Raw genomic sequence first — 14,792 nt, 5'->3', positions numbered from 1 at the left:
GAGGATTTAACGCATGCCCAACGTATTGTTATGTTTCCCGGGTGGGAAGCACAAGGCGCTAACGATGAGCTACGACRACGGTACGACGGCCGACCGCAGGCTGATATCTCTATTTAACCGTTACGGCATTAAAGGCTCGTTTCACTTGAACGGCGGGTTGTTCGGGAATGGAAACCGGATTTCCGAAGAGGAAGCCGCGAATCTGTATGAAGGTCATGAGGTATCTGCCCATACGCTGACCCATCCAACGATCGCGCGTATTCCAAGAGAGCAGCTTGTGCATGAAATCATCGAAGACCGGAAAAAGCTGGAGCGGCTCGCCGGTTATACCGTCAGAGGAATGTCTTACCCAAACGGCTCTTTTAACCAAGAGATTAAAGGGATGTTGCCTTATTTGGGAATCGAATATGCGAGAACGGTTCAGACGACGGGCGGATTCGGCATACCCGACGACTGGCATGAGTGGCAGCCGACCTGCCATCATAACGACCGCTTGCTGGAGARAACCGATGCATTCATGGGTCTTCATAAATCCCAATATTTATATTTGATGTACGTTTGGGGACATAGCTATGAATTCGACAACGATAACAATTGGGAATTGATTGAAAGCTTCTGCGAGCGAATATCGGGCCAAGACAACATCTGGTACGCTACGAATATGGAAATCGTCGATTATATGAAGTCGTATCGCTTGTTGAAATTTTCAGCGGATATGAGCTTTGTTTATAATGCGTCGGCAATGAACGTATGGCTAAGCGTAGACGGGCAGATCATCGAGGTTAAGAGCGGCGGCACGGTAAAATTGGCTTAAATATAAGGTGTACGAATCGCATCAACCTCCCTTTAATACTCGGTTTCTAACAGCTGCTTCAACAGGCGCTTCGGGGCGGCATGCATGTAGGCCTCTTTCAATAGAATAGCCATCTCTTGCCAATCCTCGGGGTCGCTGATCGAGACCCAGCCGCGATGGCCGATATAAGCGGGTTTGAAAAAGCGTTCCTCTTGGAGCAATATTTCCTGATTGCTTAAGTCCGATTTGAAGGTTATGCCATGATCGCTCATGATGATGAACGATTTGTCTTTCACTTTGAAGGTTGTATGGCCGTGGCCGTCAATCAATTCCGTTACTTCGGGAAGCGGATTGCAAATGGTACGGACATGCTTCAGCATATCCAGTCCCTTGGCTGTTTGGATGCCGCTCAAATCATGTGTCATCGTTTAATCCTCCAATAGGTGCGTATTCTGAATCCATAATCTATTCGTAATCGTATCACGATTGCAAAACGAATCCAAAATCCAAAATAGATTCATCGTAAAAAAAATCCCCGCTTTCTGCGTATTCGCGAAGGCGGGGATTTCTGCTGGATTAGATTGATTTTTTGGATGCGGATGAGATCGCTTTGAACATCGTTACTTTGTTTTTGCCGGTTGTCTTGGAATGGTACATGGCCTCGTCGGCTAGCTTAACAAGCTCTTGGACTTCCTTGCCTTCTTTATTCGTGCTGACGCCGACGCTGATGGTAACCATCGTCTCCTGCTCGACGCGTCTGCGGATTGCTTCTGCGACGATCTCCGGTTTAACTTTGTCTGCGGTCATGCAAGCCAGCAACTCTTCGCCGCCGTAACGCCCGGCTGAGCCGATGCCGCTCGTTTCTTCCTTAAGGATCTCGGCTACTTGCTTCAGTACGCCGTCAGCCTTGTGATGGCCATGCGTATCATTCAGCTTCTTGAAGTTGTCGATATCGCAGAAGATAATAGCCATTGGCCGGTTCTGGGCGAGCAGCTTCTGCGCCCTGACCGAGAAATGGCGCCGGTTGTAAAGCCCGGTCAGGCCGTCTACAACAGAGGATTGATAGGTCGAGATAAGCCGATCAATAACCCAATCAAAGAGCAATAAAAATAATATCGTATAATAGATGATCGGCAGCAGATGGCTGAGCAGAATGAGCCATGACAGCGAGCCTTGGAACAAATAATTGTCAGCAAGCCGAGAAAGCTCGTAGATAAAGAAAACAATAAGGCTTGCGTTATACTTCGCATTCATCTCGGCTCCGCGCGTATCAAGCAGAATGATGAACGTCACGATAACGGCATAGAAATCAAGCGCCGGAAAGGTCAGTATCGAGCCGGCCGGAACTGCTCCTGGCGTGAACGGATTAATTGCGTACTGAACGCCTGCTATGACGATCGTTAACATAATCATAATAATGAAAGGAATTACTTTAAGCTGAGCGGAACGATGAGTATATAATTTCATGAAAACAAAGTTTATAATAATAAATGAAATGATTTGCAGCACCGTCGCGGTTAGATAGACCCATGGTGATAACGACCAACCGGGATACGCGAGCAGAATGAGCAATACTTGCTCGGCTATGATGAGCGGAATTGCGCTTGTGAGCCACTTATAGATGCCTTTGTTACGATAGCTGACGTAAAGCTTAATGGACATAAAGAGCATAAGAATAAGAATAATGATGACAGCCGCCGAAGAGAATAGCTGTCCGTTAGGTCCCGTAAGCCATTGAATAATTGTCATGTCTAAACCTCGTTATCAAGTAGTTATGTACTAGCTTTACAGAAACATATGTTCTAATATATCATGTTTTACGGTGACGGAAAAGCTTTTTGGGCACATTGTCCGCCGAGCATAAACGGGTATGAAGCAGGAAGAAGGAGTGTGGGACACATGAATATATTGCAAGCTTTGTTTTTCCCCCCGGAACAGCCGGGCGGGGTGTCATCGATGGTCCCTTATATACAGGAAAGATTCATTAAGCTGGGTTGGCAGATGGAGTTGTTCTCGCTGCCTAAGCGGGTAAGAGGCAAGGGGCAAGAGGAAGTTGTTTTCCAAACGTTCGATTGGACGGAATTCAGCGGTAATGCAATGGTCGACAAATACATTCAAACGTATCGCGATTACGTATGGTGGACACGGCTTCGTCTTAATCGCTCGTTTGATATTATACATGCGCATCATCCGATCGCAGCTCTCGTCATGAAGCAGGTGTTCCCGGATACACCGGTTGCGATGACAATTCACTCGAGTTATGAGCGCGAGCTTATTTTGAATGGGAGAATYGAAGAGGGTGGACCGGAGCATCAATTTTTAATGAAAATATATGGGGAGCTGGAAGCGAAGACGGATCAGCTGTTGACCGTATCGGAGTCGTTCCGCTCCTATATTGCGCCGCAAGTTAAACACCCTGAGGCTATAAAGGTGATACCGAACGGTTTCGATGAGAAACGATTCAGGCCGAGCGCGCATGAAAATGAAGTGACGCAGCTAATTACGGTCTGCAGGCTCGTGCCGGCAAAAGGACTCGATATTTTGTTGAAGGCTTGCGCCGAGCTAAAGCGCAGAGGAAATCCGTTCGTGCTTCATATTATCGGCGACGGACCGATTCGCGAGGAGCTGGAGGCGCTCGCGGTGGAGCTGGACTTGTACGACGATATTATTTTTTACGGCTATATGCTTCACCCGGAAGAGTTCATGCCGTTCTTTGATGTATTCGTTCTGCCGTCACGGGCGGAGGCGTTCGGCTCTGTATTCGCTGAGGCGGCGTTATGCTGGCTGGCCCTAGTCGGAACGAATGTCGGAGGTATCGCTGAACAAATCGATGACGGCGTCAACGGGCTGCTCGTACCGCCGGAAGATCCGCTGGCACTTGCCGATGCGCTGGAGAAGGTCGTAACAGATCCTACCTACCGCTATAACCTAGCGCGTGCAGGCTGGGACAAAGCCAAAAAAGTATACTCCTTGCAACGGGTCATTTCACAGCTCAAGAAAGTGTATACAAACCTGAAGCCGGAGTAAACCAGTTCGGCTAATATAGAGACAGAGGCGGGGATTGAGTTCATGGCAGTACCGTTTCGATTCATTCATGCAGCGGATTTGCACTTGGACAGTCCGTTCAAAGGTTTGGCCAAGGCGCCGGAAGCGCTTCGGGAAAGGCTAACCGAATCGACATTCGCAGCTATGCGCCAGTTAACGGATACGGCAGTTGACGAGAAGGTGGATTTTATCGTGCTGGCAGGCGATTTGTTCGATGCAGCCGATCGCTCGCTTCGCGCTCAGTTGCGGCTTGTACGCGAATGGGAGCGACTTGCCGCTCATGGCATCGCCGTATTCGTTATTCATGGCAATCATGATCCGCTTAGCGGGGCAAGGGCAGAGCTTAAGCTGCCCTCGAATGTACATATATTTGGCGCAGATCATATCGAGCATAAGCCGGCTTACCGAAGAGATGGTGAGCTGGCTGCTTTTGTTTACGGTATTTCGTACGGCTTCCGAAGCGTAACGGAAAATTTAGCGATTCGTTATCGGTCAATGCCAGGAGCTGCGTTCCACATCGCCATGCTGCACGGCAACGTAGGCGGAGATAACGGACATGATCCCTACGCGCCTTGTACTTTGGACGAGCTTACGAGTAATGCAGGCTTCCATTATTGGGCGCTGGGACATATTCATCACCGCAAAGTGCTTCATGAGTACCCGCATGTCGTCTATCCGGGCAATACGCAGGGCAGAAACCCGCGTGAGACCGGGCAGAAGGGCTGCTATATCGTGGATGTTACGGCAGCGGGAGCGGTAGAACTTAGGTTCACGCCGCTGGACGATGTGCGTTGGCTGGACGAGCAAGTATCAATTGCCGGCATCCCATCGGAGCATGAGCTGCTGCAGCAGCTTGAAGCGACGATGACTAGGCTTGGTTTGGATGCGGAAGGGCGCTCTGTAATGATTCGATTGGAGCTCGCAGGGCGAGGTCCGCTTCATAGGCAACTATCAGATCCGCAGGCTATCGCTGCGCTGCTAGGACAGCTTCAGGAGTTAAGCGAGGAGAGCGGCGATCGAATGATTTGGGTATATGAACTCGACAATATGACTGCCTCCGAGCTGGATTGGATGAAGATAGCAGAGGAGGACAGCTTCGCCGGTGAGCTGTGCCGATTAAGCGCTCAGCTTACGTCCAGCGACGAGAGCTGGCGGTCATTCGCGAAAGAGGCTGTCCAGGTGATGGCGGGAAATCAGAAGCTGGGCAAGCTGCTGCGAAGCAAGTGGGAAGAGCTGCCTGAGCGATGGCTGGAGCGATCGCGCGAGCATGTGATTGGACTTATTGCGGAAGAGGAGCGCGGGAATGGATAGGAGCTGAGCGCTTCGGCCGGGCTGAAGGCAGTTCAGCTAGAGGGGGGATAACAATGAGGCTTGTGGAGGCTGAGATCGACGGGTTCGGCCAATTGCATGACGCAAAGGTCGATCTAGATGCTCCCGTTACCATTCTATATGGACCGAACGAAGCAGGCAAAAGCACCGTATTCGGCTTCATTCGGACGATGCTGTACGGCTTCGCGAACCGAGGCTCGGCACAGGCTCCCGAGCGGCAGGAGCCGGTGAACGGCGGCCGACATGGCGGCCGTCTGTTCTGGCGTGACGGGATGGGCAGCTCGTATGTCATTCAGCGCTATGCGACGGACGGTTCAGGGAAGCTGTCGCTGCGAGAGCTTAATGCGGAGGCTGGCAGCAACAGCGGGCTGGCAGAAGGCGTACAGTTGCTGCAAGCGGAGCTGGAGAGGCGTTATTTAGGCGGTATCGGCGATCGAATGTATCGACAATTGTTCGCCGTGACTTTATCGGAGCTTCAGCAGGTCGGAGCTTTGTCCGGCGAGGAGCTTGGTCAATATTTGTATCAAGCGGGCTGGGATAACGGCAAGTCTATCGCTGCGGCCGAGAAAAAGCTGCGGGATGAGATGGAGGAGCTGTTCAAGCCTAAGGGCTCGACGAAATCGATGAACAAGCAGCTTAAGGAGCTGGAACAGATCGAAGCCGCGCTGCGCAAGCATGAGGATTCCATCGATGCCTACAATTCGCTTGTTCACCAGTCGGAGAGGTTGGAGGAAGAGATCGCGGAGCGGGATCGAGCGCTTCCACAGCTGGCTTCCAAGCAGCAATTGCTTGCGAAAGCTTGCTCTTCGAGGGCGGGCTGGCTGCAGAAGCAGCAACTGCTCATGGAGCGCGAGCGGTTCGATTACGCAGCGCGGATAAACACCGAGTCGGAGCGCAGTTGGCGTGAGCTGTCGCGTCTGAGGACGGAGCGCTTATCCGAATTGGAGCGCTATAAGCAGCAAATGTATATAACGGAAAAGCAGCTTGAAGCGATCGAATTTGATCAAGCGTTGATTGATACCGCCGATGAAACGGAAGCGATGGTGCAGTCGGCGGAAGGCTATCGACTGCTTAAGCTGGAGCTGGCCGAGCTGCGAGCCGAGCTGCAATCGCATGATGAAGCGATAGGCGGGCTGCTGGGCAGCATCGCGCCGGAGTGGACGGAGCGTCAGCTGCGCGAGCTCCGCGTGACGGTTGCCGACCGCGATTATATTCGCGGCCTGCGTCAGCAGGAGGAAGAGCGTATGCGCGGCGAAGAGCGGGTCGCCGCGGAGCAAGAAGCGCTGAAGCGGCAAGAGCGCGAGGTGGAGAGCGCGCTCGGCGAAGCGGAGGCGGCGCTCGAACGAGCGGCCGCGGATGGCGAGCAGGCGGCCGGCGGCTTCGCGCTTTTGCCGCGTACGCGGGAAGCGCTTCGTGGGGCGTGGAACGCCCTGGACTTGGCTTTCCGCGAGTGGGAGCTCGAGCGGACGCGTCTTGCCGCAGCCGCTGAGGCCGACGGGATAGACCCGTCGGCTTTGCGCGGCGCGGCAGCGGGCCGAGGCGGAGCTGGGCCCGTATGGGCTGGAGCGGCAGGAGCGGGCGGAGCTGCGGTGGCGCTTGGCATTGTCGCCGCAGGTAGCGGTGCGGAAGGCGGCAGCGGGTTTGGCTGGATTGCCGCAATCGTGCTGGCAATCGTCGCACTCGTCCTCATGGTTCTGGCATTCGGAAGAAGTCAGAAGCCTAATGACAGGCGTTCACGCAGCGGCGGTCGCAGCGCAGGATCATCCGGTCGATACCCGAATGACTCATTTCTTCGGGATCGGGAGCAGCAGCTCGTAACTGCGCTTGCCGCTGTGGTGCGCGAACCTGAGCACGCGGCGGCAGCTTTGTTATCCTCCGCGAGCCAAGCAGAGGGTCGATCGGCAGAGCAGACATTGGCTGCAGAACGGCTGCGCAGCGGGTTGCATGCCGCTGTTGAAGCAAGGCTGGAGAAGCTTCAGGCAACGGAGCGGCTAGAAAGCAATAAGGGCGAACAAGAGCGTAAGCTCGCCCGCTTGCGCGAGCAATTGAACGAACGCAGCAAGGCAGCCGCCTCAGCTGCATTATCGAAGCAAGCAGCCGTTGCCGAGTGGCGCGGCTGGCTGGAGGTGCGGGCGCTGCCGCCGCATATGTCGCAGACGGCGGCGCTCGAAGCAATCGAGCTTGCCGAGCAAGCGATGCAGCGGCTGCGCCAATATGACAAGCTGACGGCGAAGCAAGCCGCCGTCACGCAGCAGCTCGCCGCTTTCGAGGCGCAAGCGGCCAAGCTTTGCGCAGCGTTCGCTGACGCAGCAGGGCAACTGCCGGCAGATCCGGCGCTCGGCCTGAGACTGCTGCAGGCCGAGACGCGCCGTCATGCCGCCGCCAAGGAACAGGCGCTTCGCGCCCGGCAGCAGCAAGAAGAGCTGCTGCATAACATAGCTCGCATCGAATCCTCGCTCGCGGAGCTTCGTCCGCTCATGCAAGCTTTGCTGCATGAAGCGGACCTGCCAAGCGAAGCAGCGTACGAAGAGGCGCTGCTTCATCTCAGTACGCTCGCCGACCTCGAGCTCGCGCTGAACAAGCTGCAGCTCGAGCTGACAGCCGGTCTCAGCGAGCAGCGGCTGGCAGAGCTTGAAGAGCTGCTGTACAGCTATGACGAGGAGCAGCTGCGCGCGCTCCATGACGAAGCGGTGCATGAGCTTGCGCAGCTCGAATCGCAGCAGAAGGACCAGCTGGAGCAAAAAGGGCGGCTGCGTCAATCGATCGATCAGCTTCTGCAAACGAAGGAGCGTCAGCGGCTGGTGGCCGACAGAGAGCAGCTCTTAGCGCAGTTGGATGGCGATGCCGAGCGGTATGCGATGCTTGCCGTAAGCGCGGCCTTGATTAGCCGGACGAAACGCATCTATGAGGAGGAGCGTCAGCCTGTCGTGCTGCGTCATGCCTCAAGCCTGATCGAGACACTCACGGACGGTAAATATATAAGGGTGCTGAGTCATCCAGGAGCGACGGGGATAAGGCTGGAGACGGCCGATCGCCGTATTATTGACAGCAACCTGCTGAGCCGCGGCACGGCTGAGCTAGTCTACTTAGCGATGCGCTTCGCTTTAGCGGAGGAAGCCTCGCATAACGTGAAGCTGCCGCTGCTGCTTGACGATGTGTTCGTCAACTTCGATAAGGATCGGCTGCGTGCCGCAGCGAAGCTTATTGCCGAACTGTCACAGCAAAGGCAGGTCATCGTAATGACCTGCCATGAGCATGTGCGCGATGCGCTGCTAGAATACGGCAGCGAAACTTCGCTTGTTGAGCTTAGTTCTGTTGCTAATTAATCGCCAACACCGACTCCCAATGTCACGCTTGCGCTTGCCTGCGAATGATGAGAAACAGCCAACCAAGACTGATTAAGCCGAAAATCGGATACAGCGTCGATAGGAGCGTGCCGAAGCCGATCTGGCTGGCGACATAGCAGATGGCGAGGACGACTATCGTTAGCGCGCCGCGAGTCCATTTCATCCGTTCCTGCAGTTGAAGCGTCAGACCATATATATCCGCGATAAGCGTCGTGAAGATCTCGGCAAAAATAAGAAAAACATAAATAAATTGTACGCTGCTTCCGAGCTGCCTTGCTATGCCGCCCATCGGTATAGCGAATTGCTGGATGCCGGGCATATGGACCGATAAGGCGATATGTCCGGCCAGCAGCATGAAGCCGATCCCGATCCCGCCGACCCAAGAACCGGCAATAATCGTCTTCCGATCCTTTACTTCTGCCCCCAGCGGCACGAGAACGGCTTGGGACATCGTCAGATTGAACGCGGCATACAAGAATGGCGCCGACCATGCCGCCAACGGTGAATAATCGCTTGCCAGCGTAAGGAACTTGTCCGCACCGGGAGAGCGGAACGTATCGAACATAACGAATACCGTGAAGATGAGCATTAGCGGAACGACGATGGAATTAACCGTCAGTATCGCTTTCATCCCTTTGCGCAGCAGGAAATAACAAGCGACGGCCGTAATGAGCAGGCCTGACTGGTAGGAAATGTTCCAATGCTCATAAAAGATGGTGCCGGCTCCAGCGAGCATGACGGCGGTTACGCCCATGAGGACGACGAGCATGAAGTGGCTGATCCATCGACCGTATTTGTCGCCGAACAGCGCCTTATTGAGATCCTCATACGATTTGGCGTTTATTTCGCTTGCGATCAGCATCATTTTCGCGCCGAGCCAGATGAACAGCATCGTCGCAATCGCAATCGTAAACGTGCCGTAATAGCCGAAGCGGGTGAAAAACTGCAAAATTTCTTGACCGGATGCAAAGCCTGCTCCTACAATCGTACCTACATAGGTTGAAGCGATCTGCAGTACTTTGCCTGTACGCTTCCACATCGTCTACCTTCCTCCAATCGGCAACAAACTTCTCTATTAAGAAGTTATGTCGCAAGGAGGACAGGCATGACATATTTGCTAGAAAGGAACCGCAATCATGACCATGGCAATTGCTATAGCCGTATTTATAGCGGCACTCATCCTCATTTTGATTAAGCCAAAAGGAATTAACGAAGCATTTTTCGCRCTTGCGGGAGCTATCCTGCTCTTCGTTGCAGGCTTATTGAAGCTAGAGGATGCTTCTTATATTTGGGGTTTCGTATGGAATGCGACGTTCTCGTTAATCGGTATTATGATTTTCACGGCATTGCTTGATCAGAACGGCTTCTTCCGATGGGCTGCGCTTCATATCGTTCACCGTCTTCATCATCGCAAAATTGTATTATTTATTTGCCTGTCACTATTGGCTGCGATGATTACGATTTTCTTCAACAACGACGGTACGATCCTTATTATGGTGCCGATCGTACTCGAAGTGACGGCGCTGCTGCGTCTTACGCGCGGAGGCAGGCTTGCTTATTTGCTCGGAATCGGGTTAATGGCCGATACGGCAAGCGCTCCGCTCATGATGAGCAATCTAACGAATATATTAACGGCGGATTTCTTCAATATTCCTTTTGGGGAGTATGCATCGAGAATGCTGCTGCCGGGTGCGCTTGCTATAGCGGCTACCATAGGCGTCACGGCGTTCATCCTGCGTAAGGGAATCGTAGGGGGTGAAGGAGATCATCTGACACCGGATACATTTCCGAAGCCAGCGTCTGCTATTGGAGATAAAAGAGTGTTTCGTCTGTCTTGGGTCATCATCGTTCTCATGATGATCGGTTATTTAGGCTCGGAGAGACTAGGAGTTCCTGTTGCGGCTATTGCGCTTGGCTGCGCAGCGGTCCAATGGGCTGCCTCGGCCGGAGCGGGACGAGCTCCATTCAAGCAAACGGTGCTGCAAGCGCCTTGGCTTATTATTGTATTTGCCTTGTCGATGAATTTGGTCGTATACAGTCTTCATGTGCACGGGGCAGTCGCTTGGTTTCCTTCGTTGCTGACGCTGGCGGCGGAACAGCATGAATGGGTCGGCATTTACGGTTCCGGGCTCATATTCGCCTTGCTGGCTTCTGCGATTAACAATCTGCCGGCAGTGCTCATCTCGTCGCTTGCGATAGAAGGCGTGAACGGACCCGACTACTTGCCTTATGCAAGCTTGATCGGCACGTCCGTCGGCGCTAAGCTGACGCCAATTGGCTCACTCGCCACATTGCTCTGGATGCAGTTAGTGAGGCGGGGAGGCGTCGAAGTGGGGTGGAAGGAATATACGAAATACGGTATCGTCCTGACGCTGCCTATTTTGCTTATATCATTGATTGGATTATGTATTCAAAGCTGGTCCTAGTCGTCTGCAGCAGCAAGCAGCTTTATGGAAACGATGCCGTTCAGCACGGGATCGATGTCAATCTTCAGCATTGCGCCATCCGCTTCGTATGTAAGCAAGTATTCGGTCTGGGTGGAGGGCTTGCCAAGATAAGAAATAGCTGTGTCCGGCTTGTCGCCAACCGCAAGTCCGCTAAGCCCAGCTGGTATGTGGCTGTTGAATACTTCAATATACTGCACAGAATGCGATCCGTTAATACCTACAGCGAACCCTTCATACTCATTGACGGTGACGGATTCTTCTCCTTCTTCAAGGATGTAGCTGTCCATCGGCTCTCCGAATAAATGGGTCATCTCGGCATCGGAATCATCTATGCCAATTCCGACAAGCTTCGGAATTGATGGATTCCAGTGCTGCCCCTCGCTCTCCGTCTTCACGATAGCCTTATCAGGCTCGTCACTATGGAGCGCAGATGCCTCGCYGGGAGTATGGTTTTCTTTACCTGCGCTGCCTGGGCTCGGCACATCGGACGTAACCTGATTATGTTCATCCTCCAGATACGTCTTCTGGGGGCTGTTCGCGTTATTATCTTCTTGAAGCGGCTGCACATCCGCTGATTCAGAGACAGGTGGTGTTGAAGGTTCAGCCTGGCTTTGACAACCAGCCACAAGGAATGCGAATACGGCTGCTGCAGCTAGTTTCGCAAGTACAGGTGTTTCTACTCTAGGTGGTTTCATGGCATTCAGTCCTTTCTATCTACATGAATAAGACGCTCGAAAATAGGAAAAAGTTTCTCTTTTTGCCCACCTTTTTGGAATATATTCCTCATGTAGATCGTAAAATCGATAGGTTTACTATGTAACCTGCCATGAAGGTTGCACTATCCGCCTGACCTATGTTACGTTATCGAAAAGGGATTTTTGGCGGAGGGAAATAAGATGGAACGATTGAAACAACGTATATTGGAAGAGTCGTCGGTGTTGTCGAACGATGTGCTGCGGATGGACGCGCTCATTAATCATCAGGTTGATCCGGCGCTTACGATGGAGATGGGACAAGAATTCGCAAGAAGATTTGCGGAAGAGGAGATCACGAAGGTCATTACTATTGAATCATCCGGCATTCCGGCCGCTTTCGCTACGGCGCATGTGCTCGGCGTTCCGCTCGTATTCGCTAGGCGCAAGAAGACGCTGATCGCCGATCCGGATGCATATACCGAACGTGTTCCTTCATTCACGAAAGGCATCGTTACCGATATCATGGTGTCGAAGCAGTTTCTGACCAAAGAGGATAAAGTGCTGTTCATCGATGATATTATAGCGAACGGCGATGCGGCACGCGGTCTTATCAAAATTATCGAACGCTCGGGAGCGACGTTGGTCGGCTTCGGAATCGTAGTCGAGAAATCGTTCCAATCAGGCGGAAAAACGCTTAGAGAGCAAGGCATCAGAGTCGAGCCGCTCGTTCAAATCTCATCGCTGGACAACGGTGAAATTAGGTTCGAGTAAGATGTTCCAGCGAATGCGCACTTTCGCGATAAAGCAAAATGGCTTATAATGATACAGAAGCGACCTGAGGGGAGGCACATGCTATGGGGGAAATGTCTACTGATTTTATGAATGCGAAGTTGAACGACGCAAAAATTCATTTTGAGCGTGCTTTGGATTGCAAACATACCGAATTTGACGATTTATATCCTTATATGATTGAGCATCCGCAATTTTTCTGGTACAAAAGATACGTGGCTTGGTCGGAGCTGCTGACGATCGTTAAGCTGTCCGATGAGCTGTCTATTGAATGGCGCGGTCAATTCACTGACAAACAGGCAGAATATATTGCCAAGCGTGTCATGTCCTCGCGCGTGCTCGACGAATGGTATGAAACGAATGATTCCAAGGAGCATGTTGGTTAAAGCTTAATGAGACTCGCATACAATAACTCGCAACAACAAAAGAACCTCAAGGAGTGCTGCGCGCATTCGTTGAGGTTTTTCCAAATAAACGGAAGCCTGCCTATGAAGGCCAATCGAATCGGAGGAATTACCTTGATTAGCGAAGAACAGCTTAATCAATATCGTCTTAGCGGCGAGAAAGTTCGCGTCGTACGCGATGAGCTTGAGATGAATGACGTCATTGGAATTGTTGTGGCTTGGGATGACTCATCCGTTGTCGTGCGCCGTCCGAATCGGCGTGTCGTGAAGCTGAGCCGTATTTACAGCATCGCCCTTGCGACGGAAGAGAGACCTGCGCCATATACGGCTACATAGATGAAACGTTGTAAATGGCTGTGCGTATGCTGAGTATGAGTCATAGCAAGTTCTGATCGATTGTTAAAGGAGAGAGTGACGGATGAAATGTCCCGTTTGTAATGATGTAAGAATGCGCGAGGTTGTGAAGGACAATGTGTTGATCGATGTATGTCCAGACTGCAAAGGCGTATGGCTTGACCGCGGCGAGCTCGATAAGCTCATGCAGGGCGTCAAGGATATGAAGCAGGAGGTTGAGCGGCTCGAGCAATATTCAGCGGGCGCAGGTGCTTTCGGCGGACCATCCGCAATTCCTGCACAACCGACAAGCGGTCCTGCTCCAGGTTCATGGGCAGCCAATAACCCGAGCCCCAATCAGCCCATTACCAATAATCAGCCGCAAGGGCAAGGAACGCCAAATTTCCCTCAAGTAAGCAGCGGCAATCCTTTCGTAACGCCGTCTCAACAGGGCCAGCCTATACCTCCTCAGCAAGGCGGATATAACAATCAGCCTAACTATGGCCATCCAGGCAACCCGCAGGTGACGCCAATGAACAATTACGGCAGTTCCCAACCTCAAGTGTTCGGCGGCGGACAACAGCCTCCGTTCGGGCAGCAAGGCTACAATAACCATAATCACAACCATAATCATAATCATGGCGGCTATGACAAGCATGGCTATGATAAATACGGTTACAATCAGCATGGCTATAACAAATACGGGCATTCCAAAAAGCGCCAAAAAACGGTGCTCGACATCTTCGGCGATTTGTTTGATTAAATGGTTTACAGTCCATTCGATGCGCCCTTCCTGTTTCTTATAGCAGGCAAGGGCGTTTTTGATTTTTGGAGTAACTTGACGTTTATATCAGGCATGATTATAATCTAACTAGTTGGTTATAAATGAGGCGGTGAAAATCGAAATGACAACTGAGAATAAGAGAAGCAGTACGCGTACTTACGATGCGGCCCGAACGAGAAGAATCATATTGGATGCGGCGGAGGCGATGTTTGCCGAGCTCGGATATTCCGCGGCCCGTATCGATGGCATTGCGAAGGCGTCAGGTTACAACAAAAGCCTGATCTATCAGTATTTTGGCGACAAGCTGGGTTTGTATACGGAGGTTGTCAAACGTGCGGACCAGATTGGCGATCAGGTGACGGGGGAGGCAATGGCTCATTTTTTGCAAAACGAAAACATCGTATCTGATCCTGTACTATTCAGGCAGTTTATTGAATCGATGAGCGGGCAATTGTTTCACTTCCTGTTGGAGAACCCGCGATACTTGAAAATTATGCTTTGGGAGTCGGCGGAGGATTGGAAGACTTGGAATCAAATCACGTATCGTCCGGATGATATGACTGAGCTGCATGAGCTAGCCATAGCCGCGAAGCAGAATGGACTTCTCCGAAAGGACTTTGAACCGGCGATGTTCCCGATTATGATCATGCATGTGACAACGGCGATCATTCAGTCGTTTTCCCGGTATCAAAATCTGCTCGGCTCGCTGGACACGCCGCAATCGAGAGAGAAGACGATCGATCAAATCGCCAAAATGATTATACATGGCATTATGGAGCCATCTGTTTTGTAGGGATGGCTTTTATTTTTAATAAAATATAAATAA

Annotated in this window: 13 protein-coding genes and 1 pseudogene; 10 read left to right on the top strand and 4 right to left on the bottom strand. The window is 52.1% G+C overall.

The window, feature by feature from the left end; translation table 11 throughout:
- Positions 1-13 precede the first annotated feature (13 nt).
- Complete coding sequence (locus tag AB4Z33_RS06835; RefSeq protein WP_442049205.1) at positions 14-814, top strand: polysaccharide deacetylase family protein; 801 nt, start codon at positions 14-16, stop codon at positions 812-814.
- Positions 815-846: 32 nt separating this feature from the next.
- Here AB4Z33_RS06835 and AB4Z33_RS06830 read toward each other — a convergent pair whose 3' ends face one another.
- Both AB4Z33_RS06830 and AB4Z33_RS06825 read right to left on the bottom strand, forming a co-directional pair.
- Positions 847-1,218 (bottom strand): MmcQ/YjbR family DNA-binding protein, encoded by a 372-nt coding sequence (locus tag AB4Z33_RS06830; RefSeq protein WP_442049204.1) that lies wholly within the window; start codon positions 1,216-1,218, stop codon positions 847-849.
- Between the two features lie 151 nt (positions 1,219-1,369).
- A complete protein-coding gene (locus tag AB4Z33_RS06825) occupies positions 1,370-2,542 on the bottom strand; it encodes a diguanylate cyclase (protein ID WP_442049203.1) in 1,173 nt (390 codons plus the stop codon).
- 150 nt (positions 2,543-2,692) lie between these two features.
- Between AB4Z33_RS06825 and AB4Z33_RS06820 the strand changes: the two genes are divergently transcribed.
- Genes AB4Z33_RS06820 through AB4Z33_RS06810 form a run of 3 tightly spaced genes read left to right on the top strand, consistent with a single transcriptional unit; the run spans position 2,693 to position 8,493 of the window.
- On the top strand, positions 2,693-3,820 hold the full coding sequence (locus tag AB4Z33_RS06820; RefSeq protein WP_442049202.1) for a glycosyltransferase family 4 protein: 1,128 nt from the start codon (positions 2,693-2,695) through the stop codon (positions 3,818-3,820).
- Between the two features lie 42 nt (positions 3,821-3,862).
- Positions 3,863-5,149, top strand: a complete 1,287-nt coding sequence (locus AB4Z33_RS06815) for a metallophosphoesterase family protein (protein WP_442049201.1) — start codon at positions 3,863-3,865, stop codon at positions 5,147-5,149.
- A 53-nt stretch (positions 5,150-5,202) separates the two neighbouring features.
- Complete coding sequence (locus tag AB4Z33_RS06810; protein WP_442049200.1) at positions 5,203-8,493, top strand: AAA family ATPase; 3,291 nt, start codon at positions 5,203-5,205, stop codon at positions 8,491-8,493.
- Positions 8,494-8,515: 22 nt separating this feature from the next.
- Here AB4Z33_RS06810 and AB4Z33_RS06805 read toward each other — a convergent pair whose 3' ends face one another.
- Positions 8,516-9,553: a YkvI family membrane protein gene (locus AB4Z33_RS06805; RefSeq protein ID WP_442049199.1), complete on the bottom strand. Its 1,038-nt coding sequence runs from the start codon at positions 9,551-9,553 to the stop codon at positions 8,516-8,518.
- Positions 9,554-9,650: 97 nt separating this feature from the next.
- Between AB4Z33_RS06805 and AB4Z33_RS06800 the strand changes: the two genes are divergently transcribed.
- Positions 9,651-10,940, top strand: coding sequence for an ArsB/NhaD family transporter (locus AB4Z33_RS06800; RefSeq protein ID WP_442049198.1), 1,290 nt, complete (start codon positions 9,651-9,653; stop codon positions 10,938-10,940).
- Here AB4Z33_RS06800 and AB4Z33_RS06795 read toward each other — a convergent pair.
- The gene (locus AB4Z33_RS06795) at positions 10,937-11,656 is read right to left on the bottom strand and encodes a hypothetical protein (protein ID WP_442049197.1); all 720 of its coding nucleotides are present in this window, start codon (positions 11,654-11,656) and stop codon (positions 10,937-10,939) included. The two genes, AB4Z33_RS06800 and AB4Z33_RS06795, sit on opposite strands and share 4 nt — an antisense overlap.
- Before the next feature lie 201 nt (positions 11,657-11,857).
- Here AB4Z33_RS06795 and AB4Z33_RS06790 point away from each other — a divergent pair, with 201 nt between their 5' ends.
- The 5 genes and pseudogenes from AB4Z33_RS06790 (at position 11,858) to AB4Z33_RS06770 (ending at position 14,759) form a co-directional block, all read left to right on the top strand.
- On the top strand, positions 11,858-12,427 hold the full coding sequence (locus tag AB4Z33_RS06790) for a xanthine phosphoribosyltransferase (protein WP_442049196.1): 570 nt from the start codon (positions 11,858-11,860) through the stop codon (positions 12,425-12,427).
- Between the two features lie 83 nt (positions 12,428-12,510).
- Positions 12,511-12,831 carry a hypothetical protein gene (locus tag AB4Z33_RS06785; protein WP_337098500.1) on the top strand — a complete coding sequence of 107 codons (321 nt, stop codon included), beginning with the start codon at positions 12,511-12,513 and terminating at the stop codon, positions 12,829-12,831.
- Positions 12,832-12,963: 132 nt separating this feature from the next.
- The gene (locus AB4Z33_RS06780) at positions 12,964-13,185 is read left to right on the top strand and encodes a hypothetical protein (RefSeq protein ID WP_442049242.1); all 222 of its coding nucleotides are present in this window, start codon (positions 12,964-12,966) and stop codon (positions 13,183-13,185) included.
- 82 nt (positions 13,186-13,267) lie between these two features.
- Positions 13,268-13,417, top strand: a pseudogene (locus tag AB4Z33_RS06775) (zf-TFIIB domain-containing protein); the annotation flags it as partial.
- A gap of 670 nt (positions 13,418-14,087) precedes the next feature.
- The gene (locus AB4Z33_RS06770) at positions 14,088-14,759 is read left to right on the top strand and encodes a TetR/AcrR family transcriptional regulator (RefSeq protein ID WP_442049195.1); all 672 of its coding nucleotides are present in this window, start codon (positions 14,088-14,090) and stop codon (positions 14,757-14,759) included.
- Positions 14,760-14,792 lie beyond the last annotated feature (33 nt).

This window comes from Paenibacillus sp. 2TAB19 (genome assembly GCF_052115185.1).
In the GTDB taxonomy this organism is placed as follows: domain Bacteria; phylum Bacillota; class Bacilli; order Paenibacillales; family Paenibacillaceae; genus Pristimantibacillus.
This window is presented reverse-complemented; position numbering and strand designations above follow the sequence as displayed.